Raw genomic sequence first — 16,344 nt, forward strand, 5'->3', positions numbered from 1 at the left:
GGCTGCCCCAGCTCATCGATATATCCCCACCTCGAACAGCCTCCTCTCTTCGGGGGCGTTGATCAGAACGGCCTTCTCCTTGCCGTAGTAAACATAAAGGCTGCCCGCCGCCGCCGCATGCGCCCCAGCATCGAGAGCCCTTCTGAAATCGCCAACGTCCTTTGCTCCCCCGCATGCAATCACCGGAATGCTCACCGCCTTTGCAACCGAACTGATCAGATCGAGATCGTAACCGTGCATCATGCCGTCGTTACTGATGGAGTTGAGCAATATCTCCCCCGCGCCGCAAGACTCGGCTAACCGAGCCATCGCCACCGGGTCTCTGCCGGTTTTGACGCCACCGTCACAAACGAAGCACGAGCATTTGCCGAATAGGCCGCTCTTGGCGTCGATGGCCACGACAACGCTCTGGCTGCCAACGCGGCCAGCCGCTTCTCCGACCAACCTGGGATTGTTCACGAAGGCGGTGTTGATCACCACTTTTTCGTATCCCATGAACAATATTCGTTCGATCTCGTCAAGCGACGTTATGCCGCCGCCATAACTCAATGGCATGAAAGCCTCGCTTGCTATATCGGCAAGGTAGCCCATGTCAGGCGCACGATGGTTCCGCGAGGCTCGTATATCCAAGACGCACAACTCGTCGATGCCCTTTTCGTTGAATATCTTAACCGCATTCACCGGATCGCCGAGATAGCGCGGCTTGTCGAATTGGACGGTCTTGACAAGGTCGTGGTCGATGATGGAGAGGCAAGGTATGAGACGGGGGCGGACTAGCATTTAAGCCGACTCAGCAAAGTTCTTCATCAGGCACATACCGAACCTATGGCTCTTCTCCGGATGAAATTGGGTTCCACTGACATTGCCCCGCCTTACCGCAGCGGCGAACGTGACGCCGTACTCGCATTCGGCTACCACGTCGTCGTCGCATTTGCATCTGACGTAATAGGAGTGGACGAAGTAGTACCGTTGTGGCTCGGGCACTGCAACGAACAGGGGGTCTTCCCTTTTCAAAGCAACCGTGTCCCATCCCATATGGGGCACTTTGAGATCCGCCGCATCGGGCATCGTCGCGAAGTCGAACCTCTTGCAGTCGAACGGAATCAACCCGAGGCCGGGCAGCTCGCCCTCCTCGCTTGACATGCCGAGGAGCTGCATGCCGAGGCATATCCCCATGACCGGCTTGCCCGTTGCGGCGAAGTCCTTCACCGCAACATCCAAGCCGCGTTCTGCCAGTTGGACCATCCCGAAGTCGTAGGAGCCGACTCCGGGCAGAAGCAGCCGATCGCTTTTGCACACGTCTTCGGGATTGCCGCTCGCGAAAGCGCCCGCCCCAATTTTTCGGAACATGTTCAATATCGAGCCGACGTTGCCCACGCCGTAATCTATGACGCAAATCCCCGTCATGCTAGCGGTAGTTCCTCTTCTCCATACCAACGAGCTGGGCGACCTTGACGGCAGCGGCGATCATGCCGGATTGGTTTTTATAATCCCGATAAGTTTTGTTCGGCTCGCTCATCATTGCCTCGAACTCGGCTTTCGTCAGGCCGAGCTTCTTGGCCACATACTCCATGTCCTCTTGAGCCAGTTTGGGATCATAGGCAGGCTCGGCGAGCTTCGAAAGGGCCTCTTCGCGCGTCATCTGCCCCGTAAGGATCAAGCTGGAAAAGTGCGCCCGCCGCTTGTCGTAACCGAACTTCTCGATGAGCCAATACCCTTCGTAGAAGCGCGTGAAGACACTCTCGAAATGCTTGTTCGCGTACGGCTCCCAGCCGAACTTGTCATGCAGCGTGTCGATGGCGTCCTTTTTCGTGTACGGTATCAGGTTCAAGGGGCGGTATGCCTTCATGCCCTTGACATAGCGGTAGTAGAGATGGTTCTTGAACATGCCACAGAGGGGCAGCGACGACAAGGGAGCCTCCCCGTATCGAGCATGGATGTCCTTGAGCATGCGGATGTCGTTTTGGTATACCCACTCGTTCGGCTCCCTGACGCACTCAGTGGAGTAGTTCGCGCCGGTGAGCGTGTACTTAATACCTCGCTTGACGGCGAAGTTGTAGAGGGCGGCGAATATCACGTGGTCTTGCACAATGTCTTGGTAGGGCACCTGCGACTTGAAAAAAGCCAGCTGGAGGTCGCGCATCTCGTTCCAGTTGACGATCTCGGTGTACAACTCGCAGTCGAGCCCACGGGCGATGCGCTCGATGTTGTTCACTGCGACGTTGAGGTTCCAGCCGGTATCGCACGAGAAGAGAAGGGGCCGAAGGCCGAGAACCTCTTTGGCGTAATACGCCAAATACGAGCTGTCCACACCGCCCGAGAGGCCGATGATGCAATCGTAGTCCTTGCCCTCGCCGTAGGACTTGAGCTTGGAAACCATCGCGGCTAGCTCAGCTCGCGCCTCGGGCGAACCGGGCTTCCAGCTCGGTTCGATGCTCTCGTAGTAGTTGTGGCAATGGTCGCATATACCTTTCTCATCGAACACGATCATCGAATCGCTAGTGTCCATCACGCAGTTGGCGCATATCTGGTATTCCCTTTGATTAGCGGCATCGCTCACTGCAAGCAAACCTACCCCTCTCTCCATACAACGTCTTTTACGATATTCGCGTAACTTTGAATAATTCTCATCACCTTGGTGCTCACGTTCTCGTCGGCGTAGTCGGGGACGGGAACCCCGTGCTCTCCCGCTTTCTCCAGGGCCACAGCGACCTCGACTGCCTGCAGGAGACCCTTTTCGTCGATGCCGGCGAGCGTGAAGCACGCCTTGTCGAGGGCTTCGGGGCGTTCAGTGGAGGTACGGATGCACACTGCGGGGAAAGGTCTGCCAATCGAGGCGAAGAAGCTCGACTCCTCGGGCAGCGTGCCGGAGTCGGACACCACCGCGTAGGCACTCATCTGCAGCCTGTTGTAGTCGTGAAAGCCCATGGGCTCGTGCATGCGCACGAGCGGATGCAGCGCGAATCCGGTCTCCTCCAGGCGCTTGCGGCTCCGGGGGTGACACGAGTACAGGACGGGCATGCCGTGGCGCTCGGCGAGCGCGTTCACCGCCCCGAACAGCGACTCGAAGCTCTCGTCGGCGTCGACGTTCTCCTCGCGGTGGGCTGACAGCAGGAAGTAGCCCTTGGACTCGAGGCCGAGCCTGTCGAGGATGTCGGATGCCTCGATCGCGCCGAGGTTCGCGCGCAGCACCTCGGCCATGGGGCTGCCCGTGACGAAGGTGCGCTCGGGGGCGCAGCCGCACTCGGCCAGGTAGCGGCGCGCGTGCTCGGAGTAGGCCATGTTCACATCGGAGATTATGTCCACGATGCGGCGGTTCGTCTCCTCGGGCAGGCGCTCGTCCTTGCAGCGGTTGCCCGCCTCCATGTGGAAGATGGGGATGTGCAGGCGCTTGGCGGGGATGGCCGACAGGCAGCTGTTCGTGTCGCCGAGGATCAGCAGCGCGTCGGGCTTGGCCGCGCGCATGAGCTTGTAGCTCGCGTCGATGATGTTGCCGATGGTGGAGCCCAGATCGTCGCCGACGGCATCCAGGTACACGTCCGGGTCGCCCAGCGAGAGGTCCTTGAAGAACACGCCGTTCAAGCTGTAGTCGTAGTTCTGGCCGGTGTGCGCGAGCAGGCAGTCGAAGTGCCGGCGGCACTTCTTGATCACCTCCGATAGGCGGATGACCTCGGGGCGCGTGCCCACGATGATAAGCAGCTTGAGACGGCCGTCATCTTTGAAGCTGATGTCCGAGTAGTCGGCCCTCACGCCGTCACACCTCCTCGAAGAACGTGTCGGGATCCTCGGGGTCGAAGGGCTCGTTGGCCCACATGAGGGTCACGAGGTCCTCCGAGTCCGAGAGGTTCTCGATGCAGTGGGTGAACCCCGGTGCCATCTCCACGACCTCGGGCCGGTCGCCGGAGACCCGGTACTCCGCGACGGGGAACGGCCGGCCGCCCTCGTCCAACCCCACGCGCCGCAGGCGGACGGAGGCCTCGCCGGAGACGACGAGGAACTTCTCCCACTTCATGTGGTGCCAGTGGTTGCCCTTCGTGACGCCGGGCTCGGAGACGTTCACCGACACCTGCCCGCGGTCGGGGGTGCGCAGGAACTCCGCGAACGAGCCCCGCTCGTCGCGCCTGGGGTCCAGGGGGTAGGCGAGGCCGTCCCCAGGCAGGTAGCTCAGGTAGGTCGAGTGCAGCTTCTTCGAGAACGAGCCCTCGGACTGGTCGAGGACCTCGAGCGTCTCCCGGGAGTCCCGGAACGACTCCAGCAGCGAGACGACCTCGCCGAGCGTCGCGCGGTCGGTCGGGCCGGCATGGCAGAGGCCGTCCGGGCCGCGGGACTCGCCCCCCAGCAGCGCCTCGAGCATCTCGGACACGAGGTCGTCGACGTGGAGCAGCTCGAGCTCCGTCGAGGGGTCGTCCACGCGCACCGGCAGGCCGTTCGCGACGTTGCAGCAGAAGGTGGCCACGGCCGAGTTGTAGTTCGGGCGGCACCACTTGCCGTAGACGTTGGGGAAGCGGTAGACCAGGACGGGCGCGCCCGTGCGCTCGGAGTAGGCGCGGAAGAGGCGCTCGCCCGCGAGCTTGCTCTCCCCGTAGGCGCTGCCCGCGTACCGGCCCGAGAGCGACGCCTGCGCGGAGGAGGCGAGCATGACGGGGCACTTGTTGCCGCAGCGCTCCAGGGCAGCGAGCAGCTCCGAGGCGAACCCGAAGTTGCCCTCCATGAACTCGGCGGGGTCCTCCGGGCGGTTCACGCCGGCGAGGTTGAACACGAAGTCGGCGGCCGCGCACCAGGCGTCGAGGTCCTCGGGCGAGGAGTCGCGGTCGTACTCGAAGACCTCCAGCGGAAGCAGCGCCTGGTAGCGGGGCCTGCGGTCCTTGCCGTCGCGGATCGCCTTGAGCGACTCGCAGAGGTTCCTCCCCACGAAGCCCTTGGCACCGGTCACGAGCACCCTCACAGCAGGCCCCCTTCCCGGCCCATAAGCGCGTCGCGCACGTAGGAGGCCTCCATGATCTTCGCGACCGTGCCCTCCACGTCGAGGCGCTCGGCGTTGTGGGAGTTGTAGGACTCCTCCGCCCTCGTCTCCACCTTGCCCTCGGCGACGAACTTGTCGTAGTTGAGGTCGCGCGTGTCGGCGCGCACCCGGAAGTAGGCCCCCATGTCCTCGGCGCGCAGGCGCTCCTCGAAGGTCATGAGCGTCTCGTAGAGCTTCTCGCCGTGGCGCGTGCCTATGATCCTCGTGCCCGTGCGCCCGAACAGCCCCTGCACGGCCTCGGCCAGGTCGCCCACCGTGGAGGCGGGCGACTTCTGGATGAACAGGTCGCCGGGGCGGGCGTGCTCGAAGGCGAATCGCACGAGGTCGACCGCCTCGTCGAGGTTCATGAGGAATCGCGTCATGGACGGGTCGGTCACGGTGACGGGACCGCCGCGGCGGATCTGTTCGATGAACAGCGGGATGACGGAGCCGCGGCTGCACATGACGTTGCCGTAGCGCGTGCAGCAGATGGTGGTGCGCCCCGCGCCGTTTCTGGCGTTCGCGTAGATGATCTTCTCCATCATGGCCTTGGAGGTGCCCATGGCGTTGATGGGGTAGGCCGCCTTGTCGGTGGACAGGCACACCACCTTCCCCACCCCCTCGTCGATGGCCGCGTGCAGCACGTTGTCGGTGCCGACGACGTTGGTCTTCACCGCCTCCATGGGGAAGAACTCGCAGGAGGGCACCTGCTTGAGGGCCGCCGCGTGGAACACGTAGTCCACCCCGCGCATGGCGTCGCGCACGGACCGCTCGTCGCGCACGTCGCCGATGTGGAAGCGCACCTTCCCCGCGAGCCCCGGGTCGCGCGCCTGCAGGACGTGGCGCATGTCGTCCTGCTTCTTCTCGTCCCGGCTGAAGACGCGGACCTCGCCGACGTCCGAGGCCAGGAAGTGCTCGAGCACGGTGGAGCCGAAGCTGCCCGTACCGCCGGTTATGAGCAGGGTCTTGTCCTTGAAAGCGCTAAGCACAGAGCTTCTCCAGTTCCGCCTCGAGGGTGTTCATGAAACGCTCCTTCGTGTACCTCTCCTCGTACAGGACGCGCGCACGGCGCCCCATCTCGCCCTTGCCCCGCATGCCCGCGAACTCGGCGCACAGCCCGGCGAGCGCCTCGTCGTCGCCGGCGCCGCAGCGCAGGCCGCACCCGGACTCATCCACGATGCGGGCGGCGATTCCGTCCGCGGCGGCGACGATCGGCTTCCCCGCCGCCGCGTAGGACTGCAGCTTGCGGGGGATGGTGCAGCGCAGAGTGAGGTTCTCCGGATCGCGCGCGAACGTGAGCAGCATCCCGTCGGCCTGGGCGTACACGCCGGGCATCGCCTCCAGCGGCAGACGGCCGTGGAAGGCCACGTTGTCCGCGCCCAGCCGTTGCGCCTCCTCCTCGCAGCCCGCGAGCGAGGATCCGTCGCCGAACACGTGGAACGCGATCCGCGCGTCGCCTTTGAGCCGGGCCGCGGCGCGCACGATCGTCTCCACCGACTGCGCCGCGCCCACGTTCCCGGCGAACACGAGGTTGCACGCGCCCTCTTTCAGCCTGGGGGCCGCGTCGTCGCCTGCCACGGCGGCGTTCGGGGAGAAGATGTCCTCGGCGTACTGGGGCAGCGCGGCCATGCCGGACGAGTCCAGCCCGAGCACCTCCTCGAAGTAGTCGCGGAACCCCGGCGAGGTGACGCACACCGCGTCCGCGGCGGCGTAGATGCGGCGCGACACCTCTAGCATGGCGCGGTACGCGAGCGACCCCTTCGAGAACCCGCCCGCCAACAGGCACTCCGGCCAGATGTCCACGCAGTAGAGGAGGACCTTCGCCCCGTTGGCCTTGCGGTACGCGTACGCCGGCAGCGCCATGAGCACGGGCGAGGTCTGGTTCACAAGAACCGCATCGAAGCCGGCGGGTAGCCGCTTGGCCAGGCGCGAGGCCCTGCGCGCGAAGCTGAGGTAGTTCGCGACGCGGCGGGCGGCCCCGCTCCGACGCTCCACGAGCGAGGACCGCACGATCTCAACGCCGTTGCGGGACTGCCGGCGGTTGCGGCCGCCCCGGTAACCCTCCGGCACGCGCCCCTCCGGATAGTTCGGCAGACCCGTGAGCACGGTGACCTCGTGCCCTCGCGCCGCGAGCGTCTCGCAGATGTCGGTCACATTGAAGGGCTCGGGCCAGTAGTGCTGGCTCACGACGAGAAGCCTCATCAGAACGGAACACCGTCCCCGTCGCGCCGCGCGTCCCTATCCACGCCCCGCCGGCTCAGCACCGTCGCGATCGTCCTGAAGAACACCCGCGCGTCGAAGGCGAGCGACATGTTCGCGACGTACTCGCCGTCCAGGAACGCCTTCTCCGCGTCGTCGACCAGGTTGCGGCCGTTGACCTGGGCCCAGCCGGTGAGGCCGGGGCGCACGGCGGTCGCGTTCAGGGGCTCGCGCAGGTCGATCAGGCGGCCCTCGCGCACGATGACGGGGCGCGGGCCCACCACCGACATGTCGCCCTTGAGGATGTTCGCGAGCTGGGGAAGCTCGTCGAGCGACCAGCGGCGCAGGAAGTCGCCCGCGGGCGTCATGAAGGCGGCCTTGTCCCCGAAGGATGCCGCCGGCATGTCGGGCGGGGTCCCCACGACCATGGTGCGGAACTTCCAGCACTCGAAGCGGGTCCGCCCCCGCCCCCACCTCTCCTGGCGGAAGAGCACGGGGCCCGGGCTCGTGGCCTTCACGGCGACGGCGCAGGCGAGCAACACGGGCGAGAGGGCGACGAGGGCGAGCGCGGCGGAGGCGACGTCCAGGGCGCGCTTGGCGTGGGCGTAGCCCCGGTTCGGGATGCGCGAGAGCGGCGGGCGGACCTCCACGCCGGGGTGCAGGCGCGCGGCCATGGCCCCCCAGCCGCCCTCGCCGGCCACGTCGGCAACTCCGACCTCCCTGTCGCCCTCCCCGTCGGTTACCCCCTCGGTCAGATTTCCATAACCCGGGTTATCAGAGTTTTTGGAGGATGCAGAGACCCCGACAGCAGATGTCGCAGGCGCCGTGGCGCCGTCCGCGACGAACTCATCGAAAGGCAATACGGCTTCCGCCGTCATGCCGGTTGTTTCTTCAAATGGATGCGCCCTTACGTTTTCTGACAATCTCTAATCCAACTTTTAGGTTCAGCGTTCGACCGAACATGGTGGCTTCCAAATAGGCCAAGCGCTTGTGCCGGTCGATCTTCTTCACTAGAGCCGTCTGATGCACGAGCGGCCCTCGCGTTATGCATATCTCATCGCCCTCGATCACTCCTTCCGACATCTCGACCACTCGGTGGTTTTTCGTCGTGAAAGAATCGATGAAAGCAATCTCGTCCGCGTTAAGAGGGATGAACGCGTTGTCGTTTCCCAAAAGCTTGGTGAATGCGGGAACCTTGCGGAGCTCGTCCGCAGCATGGTCTACCTTGTCGGTGATAAGAAAGAGATAACCGGGAAGCAGGATCTCGGTGCAACGCTTCCACTCCCCCTTGATCTTCTTCATGATCTCGTATTGGGGGATGAAGCACTCCTGCAGAACATCGTCGTCGACAAACTGCTCCACCAGCTGCAGGACGCGACGCTCCCTGCCGCCGATAACCTGAACGACATACCACACGGTTGGCCTCCTGCCGAACGCCACAATATACTATGGCTTCGCCATGCGCCCTAAGGCGATGCGAAACAACAACGGTATTCATCCTCTTACTCGCAACGAGACGCGCACCCAGCGACGATCCCTCGCTCATAAGATATGCTTTGCGGCTTTACCGCCGCAGCCGAAACGAGTCCGAAAGAAGGAGAAAGGCCTGCACGATCAGAAAGCTACCATGCAGCCCTTCATATTTTCCACAAACTTCTTATGGCTCGCCCGAAGCGCGTTCATCGAAATGCACGCTCTTCGAAATCGGCTTTTACCAGCCGCCACGGGCAATACGGTCATCGAAATGCATAGCAAAAGATTATGTATTACCTGATAAAACTGGCGGTTGCTATTATAGATCATAGGATCCGGTTTACAGTTTAGCAACGCTAAATGTGAAGATTCTTTTTCCGAGAACCCTTTTTTCGGTTAAGAGCATCCCCCTCTCCTTTACTCAACCAACTGGTTTAGAACAAATGTATAGGAAGATTCGGTAATGAGCCCGGCGTGAGGATTTTGTTAGACATATTCCATTATCTCAGCAATCATCTTCACAAACCACCCGGAAAAGCGTCTGGCAACGACTTGGCACCCATTTGTTGCACAACACGATAATTGCCCTGATATCGAGGAATTACTACGTCTACGAGGCAAAATATCGATTTCTCATTGACAAACGCATCGAGCGGCCGGTATCATTCAATGGAGTTAAAGCTGTAAACCTGTGTTCGCGTGAAGAGAGCACCCCAAGGAAAGAAGGATTCATGAAGAAGAAGATTGTGGCAATTGCTTGCGCCGCAGCTATGATGTTGGCGCTCCCGACGCTGGCATGGGCGGCCCCGAGCCCGTCCAACAATGGTAGCGTTGAGATCGGGGGGCACAACGTGTCCTACACCCATGAGGGCGGCGAGGTTACGATCGCGCCTGCCACGACTCCTGCGCCCAATGTTAAGCTCGAGGGTTCTGAGCAGATCGTGTTCTCTCTCGAGATCACCGCTCCTCAGGGCACCGTGGTCGATGCTGAGCATCCGCTCACGCTGACGGTTTCGCTCGGTTCGCAGTTCGCCAATGCCAACGTCAAGATCTTCGTCCATCACAGCAGCGATGGCACTGACGAGGTCATGAACGCCAAGGCCAATGCGGCCGGCGTTGTCGAGTTCACGGTCACGAAGCTCTCCACGTTCACCTTCGTCGCCGCCCCCACGACTGCCGCCGCCGATGGCAGCGCCAAGTCGCCCCAGACCGGTGTTGACTTCGGCACCGTTGCCGGCGCCACGGCCGTGACGGCCATCGCCGCTGGTGCTGTGTTCGTCGCCCTTCGCAAGAAGGTCACCGAATAGCGCCTGCACCTCGCAAGTCATATAGAACTTGTATCGAAGAGACCTGTTTTACAACAGGTCTCTTCTTTTATGCGTTAACGGTTTGATACCATAGGCGAAGCATTTGCCACCTCGGAATACCCATGAAAGCGAGCAGTCTTTCCTATGCCGAACGCACCGACGGAACAAAGAGACGACGATCTTCAGCCCAAGCACGCTAAGATAGCCAACTCCGCCCAAAAAAAGAAGAAAAAGCGCTCCATCGTCGCCCTTACCATAATTCTGGTCGTTCTCCTGTGCGGCGTAGCCGCTGGATGCGGTTATATGATCTGGCAGCAGCACGAGCTCGACCGCGTAGCCGAAGAGATGAAGAATACACCGGAGCCCGTCATAGAACAGCCTGCGAACGACGTGGCCGACCCTCGTATCGAGAATCCCGTGGATTTCCCTGCGCTCATGGCAGAGAACCCCGATATCTACGCTTGGATACACATCCCCAACACCGACGTCAACCTTCCGGTGCTGCAAAGCGTGACGGACGATAACTTCTACCTCGATCACAATCGCGACGGAGAGTACGCCATCGAAGGCGCGATCTACACCCAGATGGCCAACAGCACCGATTTCAGCGATCCGGTGACCGTGCTGTACGGGCACAACCTGCAGAACGGCACCATGTTCTCCACGCTGCACTACTTCGAGAACGAGGATTTCTTCAACGCGAACGACACCATGTACATCTACACGCCGGGCCACGTGCTCACCTACCGCATCGTTTCGGCGTACCTGTACGACGATCGCCACATTCTGAACTCGTACGACTTCTCGAACCCTGCCGTTTTGCAGGAGTACTTCGACTTCGTCATGCATCCGGATTCTCTGCTGGTTAACACCCGAACTGACACGGAACTGTCAATTGATGATAAAATAGTGCAGTTGAGCACGTGTATGAGCGACACCAACCACACGAGTAGCCGCTATATCGTCACTGGAGTTTTGATCGATGACCAACCGACCTACTGATAGACCGACGCAGCCTCCGCGGGCGGCTAAGAACAGACCGCCTTCCGCGCCGGTTCCAGGACAGCCCGCCTCGGGACGCACCGATTCGTCGGAGTTCTTCGCGACCCAGCAAGCAACCTCGCAGAACCAGGAGGTGCTCATCCGCAAGCGCAAGCGAAGCCACACGAAGCGCAAGAAGCGCATCCGCGTCGCGCTCATCGTGCTGGCGGTCGTGGTGCTGGTGGGCGGAGGCGCGGCTTGGGGCGTCATGAGCACCATCAAAGCCGGCGAAGGCGCCATTCGCGACGCCGCGCAGGCCGAGGACATCCAAACCGTCGAGAACGCCGTCACGTACGACGAAGGCAAAACCGTCAAGTACAACGGACACACCTACGCCCTCAACGAGAACATGGTGTCAGTGTGCATCATCGGGTTCGATCGCACGGCCCCGGCCGAGGTCGGCGAACGCGCGGGCCAAGCCGACGCCGTCATGGTGATGGCGTTGAACACCGACACCGGCAAGGTCACCGCCATCGGCCTGCCGCGCGACAGCATGGTGGAAGTCGGCGAGTTCGTGGGCGACGCGTTCATCGGCTTGGACAAGATGCAGCTGTGCCTGGCGTACAGCTACGGCGACGGCAAGGAGACCAGCTGCCAATACACCACGACAGTCGCCTCCCGCATGCTCTACAACATGCCCATCTCCTACTACTTTGCAATCGACCTGAGCGGCGTCGGCCCGTTGAACGACTCCATCGGCGGCGTGGCGCTCACGCCGCTTCAGACCATTCCGAACACCGGCATCGTCGAAGGCGAGGACACCGTGCTGTTCGGCAGCAACGCGCTGAAGTACGTGCAGTGGCGCGACACGTCGGTGCTCACCTCCTCGCTCGACCGCCAAGCTCGCCAGGTGCAGTACATCAAAGCGTTCGCCGGCCAAACCCTCGAGGCGGCTCAGGGCAGCGTGGGCACGCTGCTCGACATCTTCAACACGGCGAGCGAGTACTCCATCACCAACCTGGGCGTGAACGAGTTCAGCTACCTTGCCACGTCGGTGCTTTCGAACGGCATCACCAGCCTCGACGTGGTCACCCTGACCGGCGAGATGGAACAGGGCGAGAAATACGCCGAATACTACCTCGACAAGAACGCCACGTACGAGACGGTTTTGAGCGTGTACTACCACCAAGTCGACTAGGTTCGACCTGCCAACGTTGTTGTTACCAGGGCTTATAAGGAGAGATAACCCGTGACCTTGCTAGAATTGCTGCACCTGCTTCGAAAGAAGTGGTACCTCGTCGTGATATTCCCCTTGGTGTTCGCAGGCGCCACCGCCGGTTATTGCTGGGGGTTCATGTCGAACGACTACACGTCCGACGTATCGCTCTACGTGCTCAACAAGACCGACGACCAAAGCACGAACATCACGAGCAGCGACACGGCGGCCAGCCAGCAGTTGGCGAACGACATCGCCGTGATGGCCCAGTCGAACCGCGTCATCGACGCCACAGCTCAGTCGCTCGGCATGAGCACGCTCAAGGGCTACGACATCAAGGTGACGTCCGCCACCACGAACCGCGTTATCACGCTGAGCGTCACGGGCAAGAAGCCCGAGGCCGTGGCCCAGATCGCCAACGAGCTGGCCAAGCAGACGGCCGACACCGCCGTGGAGGTCATGGAGCTTAAAGCCGTGAATATCGTGGACGCCGCGCAGGTTCCCTCCGCCCCGTCGGGCCCGAACCGCATCATGTACACGGCCGTCGCCTTCCTGGCGGGCCTGTTCTTCGCCGTGGCGCTTATCGTGCTGCTCGACCTCGTCGACACCACGGTGAAGAATCCCGAAGAAGCCGAAGAACTGCTGGGGCTGCCCGTTTTGGGCCGCATGCCCGCGCTGAAGGGTAAGGGGAACTAACCATGGCCAGAAAAGACAAGAAGATCCTCGCGCGCTTCGAGCATCCGCAGCTCTCCAACGCCTCCAAGACGCTGCTGGCGAACATCCGCTTCGCCTCGGTGGACGAGAAGGTGAAGACCATCGTGGTCACGTCCTCGGAGCAGAACGAGGGCAAGACCATCGTGTCCACGAACCTGGCGAACGCCATCGCCACGTCGGGCAAGAAGGTGCTCATCGTTGAAACCGACATGCGCCGCCGCTCCTTGGGCAAGCTGCTCGACGCCCATCCGGCCAACGGCCTGTACGCGGCGCTATCGGGCTCCGCGTCGCTCAACGACGCCATCATGCCCACGCATATCCCGAACCTGTTCTTCCTCGACGCCGAGCCGAACATCCCCAGCCCGGCCGACATCCTGAGCACGAAGCGCTTCGCGTCGCTCGTGGACAAGCTGCGCGACTCGTTCGACTACGTGATCTTCGACACGCCTCCCGTGTCGCTGTTCGTCGACGCCGCCATCCTCAGCAGCTTGGTGGACGGCACGCTGCTCGTCATCCGTCAGAACCAGACGAAGCGCGCCCTCGTGGCGAAATGCGCCCAGCAACTGCGCGTGGCGGACGCCCGCATCTTGGGCACGGTCATGACGTTCTGCACCGACGACGAGAGCAGCTACTACTACGCCTATTACACGCAGGACGGCAAGCGCGTGAACAAGGACGATTTCGAACCTGCAGCCATGCCGTCCGAGCTGAACAACCCGGTGGCTTGGGAGCAGGAAACGCAGCCTCCCGCCCGCCGCCAGGCCTCGACGCGGACCTCGCAGCCTCGCACCGCCGCTCCCGGCGGATCGGGCGTCGGAGGCGCAGGCAACCCCTATGCGCCCAACGCGTTCAAAGCCGTGACGCCGAGCGGTCAGAAGGCGCCGCGTCACAAGAACAGGACGCGATCGTAAGTCGGCTCCCGCCGACCGATCGGGTTTGCAACGCGAAGCCGCGCAAAGATGTTCGACCTTCACTGCCATATCCTGTTCGACGTCGACGACGGATCGAACGACTTTGCCGAATCGCAGGCCATGCTTCATGCTGCCCGCAATTCGGGCATCGACAACATCGTGTGCACCCCGCACTGCCGCGGTTCGCACTTCGATTACCAACGCATCGTCGACCACTTCGACGTGCTCAGCCGATTCGCCCATTCCCAAGGTTTCGAGATGACCTTGGGATTCGAAGTGTACTGGGAGAACCTGGTGAACTTCGGCATCGACAACGCGGCGCACCTGTGCTTCGAGGGCACGAACCTGCTGCTGCTGGAGTTCGGCGTGGCAAGCCTGCCGCCCAACTGGCAGCGCATCGTCTACAGCCTGCAGGGGCAGGGCATCCAACCCATCATCGCCCATCCCGAGCGCTACCGGCCCGTGCAGAACGACATCGACGTGGCCGTGGAGATGAAGGACCTGGGCTGCCTCTTGCAGCTGTCGGGAAACTTCGCCGCCGGCGGGTTCCGCAGCAACAGCAAGCGGGCGGCCCTGCAGCTGCTTGAGAACGACTTGGTGGACTACATCGCGTCGGACGCCCATTGCGTCGAGGATTACGCGGACTACCGCAAGGCCCTGAAAATCGCCCAGAAATACTAACGCCGCCCCGAGGGGCGGCGTTTTCAACCGGTACGGATCGAACAGCTCGACGGAGCCTTAGACCCTCTTGATGAAGCGGCCGTCGCGGGTGTCGATCTGCAGGACGTCGCCGGGCTCGATGAACATGGGGACCTGCACCACGGCGCCCGTCTCGAGCGTCGCGGGCTTCGTGGTGCCCTGGACGGTGTCGCCCTTGAAGCCGGGATCGGTCTCGGTGACTTCCAGCTCCACGAACATCTGCGGCTCGACGCTGATGAGCTCGTCGCCCGCGTACAGCAGCGTGGCCTCGTCGTTCTCCTTGAGCCACTTCGCCACGTCGCCCACCATGTCGGCGGAAATGGCCATCTGCTCGAAGGTGTCGTTGTCCATGAAGTTGAAGTCGGCGCCGTCGTTGTACAGGTACTGCAGCTTCTTCGACTCGAGGCGCACGGACTCCACCTTCACGCCGGCGTTGAACGTGTTGTCGATGACGCGACCCGTTTTGATGTCGCGCAGCTTCGTGCGGACGAAGGCGCCGCCCTTGCCGGGCTTCACGTGCTGGAATTCCACGATGGTGCACAGCTTGCCGTTGTACTCGATGCACATGCCGTTCTTGAAGTCGGCGGTAGAAATTGCCATTCTTGAATATCCTTTCGATTGCACGCACCGACCGCAAACCGTTCTCGTCCAAGCAGCAGCACGTAAGTTTTAGCCGCTATATTATAACCATGTCGTGCGTCGATTGAGTGAAAACTGCGAAACCATCATGGGTCACGACGCCGTAGTCCTCCAGACGCATGCCGAACTCTCCCGACAGGTAAACGCCGGGCTCCACCGTGACCACGTTGCCTTCGACCAGCGGATTCGGATTGCGCGGCGAAAGGTTCGGCTCCTCGTGGATGTCCAACCCCACGCCATGGCCCAGGCCGTGGCCCATCTTGCCGGCGAAGCCGGCCTCGGCCAGCACGCCCTCGGCCAGCTCGTGCATGGCAGCCCCCGTCACGCCGGGCTTCAACGCGGCCTCCACCTGCTCGTTCGCCTGGCGGATGGCGGCGTAGGCCTCGCGCAGACGCGCGTCGGGTTCGCCGAGGAACACGGTGCGGGTCATATCCGAGCAGTAGCCGAGCGCCCGCGCTCCGAAGTCCAGCACCACGCACTGCCCCGCCTCGAGGCGCGCGCCGCCGGGAACGGCGTGGGGGCTCGCGGCGTTGGCGCCCGCGGCCACGATGGAGGGGAACGCGAGGCCCTCGGCGCCGTGGCGTCGAATGAAGTCCTCGAGCTCTATCTGCACCTCGCGTTCGGTCATGCCGACGCGCATGAACTCCACGATATGGGAGAACGCGGCGTCCGTGACGGCCTGCGCGGCGCGCATGCGCGCGATCTCGCCGGCGTCTTTCACACCGCGCAGGTTCAAAACGAAGCGGCTGGTCTCGCGCAACTCGGGGGCGCCACCGGACGCTTCGGCGAACGCGGCTTCGAGCGCGCGGTACTCGCCGAGCGCCATCGCGTCCTCGATGCCGAGGACGATGGGGCCGTCCTGCCCGGCATGGCGCTCGGCGAAGGTCTCGGCCACGAACGCGGCGTGGCTCTTGCGCGCGTCGTCGACGGCGACGGGGCCGCCGAGAGCCGCCGCGCGGGCGGCTTCGGCATAGCGCGAGTCCGTGTGCAGAACGGCGTCGTGCGGCGTTACCAGCAGCGCATGGGCGTCCTCGTCGTCGAACACCCCGTCGAAGGCGGTGAGCCAGGCGATGTTCGACGTGCCGCGCACGAAGAACGTGCGGATGCCGTCTTCGTCGCAAGCGGCGCGCAGGCGGGCGAGACGATGTTCGGAGACATCGGGCCGACTAGGAACGGCAGGGTCGACGCCCTTTCGGGCGGTCT

At 62.7% G+C, this 16,344-nt stretch carries 17 protein-coding genes; 6 read left to right on the forward strand and 11 right to left on the reverse strand.

All coding sequences use genetic code 11. From position 1 onward, the window contains the following. Positions 1 to 12: 12 nt before the first annotated feature. The 9 genes from C1878_RS07245 to loaP all read right to left on the reverse strand — a co-directional run bounded on the left by C1878_RS07245 (position 13) and on the right by loaP (position 8,617). Positions 13 to 780 carry an AglZ/HisF2 family acetamidino modification protein gene (locus C1878_RS07245; protein WP_114600941.1) on the reverse strand — a complete coding sequence of 256 codons (768 nt, stop codon included), beginning with the start codon at positions 778 to 780 and terminating at the stop codon, positions 13 to 15. Next, positions 781 to 1,407 (reverse strand): imidazole glycerol phosphate synthase subunit HisH, encoded by a 627-nt coding sequence (gene hisH, locus C1878_RS07250; RefSeq protein ID WP_114600942.1) that lies wholly within the window; start codon positions 1,405 to 1,407, stop codon positions 781 to 783. 1 nt (position 1,408) lies between these two features. Continuing rightward, on the reverse strand, positions 1,409 to 2,587 hold the full coding sequence (locus C1878_RS07255) for an N-acetyl sugar amidotransferase (RefSeq protein ID WP_114600943.1): 1,179 nt from the start codon (positions 2,585 to 2,587) through the stop codon (positions 1,409 to 1,411). After that, positions 2,572 to 3,750 carry a UDP-N-acetyl glucosamine 2-epimerase gene (locus tag C1878_RS07260; RefSeq protein ID WP_114600944.1) on the reverse strand — a complete coding sequence of 393 codons (1,179 nt, stop codon included), beginning with the start codon at positions 3,748 to 3,750 and terminating at the stop codon, positions 2,572 to 2,574. The genes C1878_RS07255 and C1878_RS07260 overlap by 16 nt, the downstream gene beginning before the upstream one ends. A 4-nt stretch (positions 3,751 to 3,754) precedes the next feature. Beyond that, a complete protein-coding gene (locus tag C1878_RS07265; RefSeq protein ID WP_114600945.1) occupies positions 3,755 to 4,945 on the reverse strand; it encodes an NAD-dependent epimerase/dehydratase family protein in 1,191 nt (396 codons plus the stop codon). Continuing rightward, entirely contained in the window at positions 4,942 to 5,991 is a 1,050-nt protein-coding gene (locus C1878_RS07270; protein WP_114600946.1) for a polysaccharide biosynthesis protein, read from the reverse strand. Before C1878_RS07270 ends, C1878_RS07265 begins: the two co-directional genes overlap by 4 nt. Then, on the reverse strand, positions 5,984 to 7,204 hold the full coding sequence (locus C1878_RS07275; protein ID WP_114600947.1) for a glycosyltransferase family 4 protein: 1,221 nt from the start codon (positions 7,202 to 7,204) through the stop codon (positions 5,984 to 5,986). Before C1878_RS07275 ends, C1878_RS07270 begins: the two co-directional genes overlap by 8 nt. Beyond that, the gene (locus C1878_RS07280; protein WP_199519301.1) at positions 7,204 to 7,902 is read right to left on the reverse strand and encodes a sugar transferase; all 699 of its coding nucleotides are present in this window, start codon (positions 7,900 to 7,902) and stop codon (positions 7,204 to 7,206) included. The genes C1878_RS07275 and C1878_RS07280 overlap by 1 nt, the downstream gene beginning before the upstream one ends. Positions 7,903 to 8,092: 190 nt before the next feature. Next, positions 8,093 to 8,617, reverse strand: a complete 525-nt coding sequence (loaP, locus tag C1878_RS07285; RefSeq protein ID WP_114600948.1) for an antiterminator LoaP — start codon at positions 8,615 to 8,617, stop codon at positions 8,093 to 8,095. A 788-nt stretch (positions 8,618 to 9,405) separates the two neighbouring features. Between loaP and C1878_RS07290 the strand changes: the two genes are divergently transcribed. The 6 genes from C1878_RS07290 (at position 9,406) to C1878_RS07315 (ending at position 14,484) form a co-directional block, all read left to right on the forward strand. Beyond that, on the forward strand, positions 9,406 to 9,981 hold the full coding sequence (locus C1878_RS07290) for an NPXTG-anchored protein (protein ID WP_114600949.1): 576 nt from the start codon (positions 9,406 to 9,408) through the stop codon (positions 9,979 to 9,981). 303 nt (positions 9,982 to 10,284) lie between these two features. Continuing rightward, positions 10,285 to 10,983 carry a class B sortase gene (locus tag C1878_RS07295; RefSeq protein ID WP_241963648.1) on the forward strand — a complete coding sequence of 233 codons (699 nt, stop codon included), beginning with the start codon at positions 10,285 to 10,287 and terminating at the stop codon, positions 10,981 to 10,983. A 133-nt stretch (positions 10,984 to 11,116) separates the two neighbouring features. Further along, complete coding sequence (locus tag C1878_RS07300; RefSeq protein ID WP_158539757.1) at positions 11,117 to 12,160, forward strand: LCP family protein; 1,044 nt, start codon at positions 11,117 to 11,119, stop codon at positions 12,158 to 12,160. 51 nt (positions 12,161 to 12,211) lie between these two features. After that, complete coding sequence (locus C1878_RS07305; RefSeq protein ID WP_114600952.1) at positions 12,212 to 12,874, forward strand: YveK family protein; 663 nt, start codon at positions 12,212 to 12,214, stop codon at positions 12,872 to 12,874. A 2-nt stretch (positions 12,875 to 12,876) separates the two neighbouring features. Continuing rightward, positions 12,877 to 13,803, forward strand: a complete 927-nt coding sequence (locus C1878_RS07310; RefSeq protein ID WP_114600953.1) for a CpsD/CapB family tyrosine-protein kinase — start codon at positions 12,877 to 12,879, stop codon at positions 13,801 to 13,803. Positions 13,804 to 13,851: 48 nt separating this feature from the next. Beyond that, complete coding sequence (locus C1878_RS07315) at positions 13,852 to 14,484, forward strand: tyrosine-protein phosphatase (RefSeq protein ID WP_114600954.1); 633 nt, start codon at positions 13,852 to 13,854, stop codon at positions 14,482 to 14,484. A 57-nt stretch (positions 14,485 to 14,541) separates the two neighbouring features. On the opposite strand, the gene efp is transcribed toward C1878_RS07315, so the two are convergent. Both efp and C1878_RS07325 read right to left on the reverse strand, forming a co-directional pair. After that, complete coding sequence (gene efp, locus C1878_RS07320; protein WP_080144600.1) at positions 14,542 to 15,102, reverse strand: elongation factor P; 561 nt, start codon at positions 15,100 to 15,102, stop codon at positions 14,542 to 14,544. A gap of 76 nt (positions 15,103 to 15,178) precedes the next feature. Then, the gene (locus C1878_RS07325) at positions 15,179 to 16,273 is read right to left on the reverse strand and encodes a Xaa-Pro peptidase family protein (RefSeq protein ID WP_241963652.1); all 1,095 of its coding nucleotides are present in this window, start codon (positions 16,271 to 16,273) and stop codon (positions 15,179 to 15,181) included. Positions 16,274 to 16,344 lie beyond the last annotated feature (71 nt).

Source organism: Gordonibacter sp. 28C, assembly GCF_003339845.1.
Lineage (GTDB): Bacteria > Actinomycetota > Coriobacteriia > Coriobacteriales > Eggerthellaceae > Gordonibacter.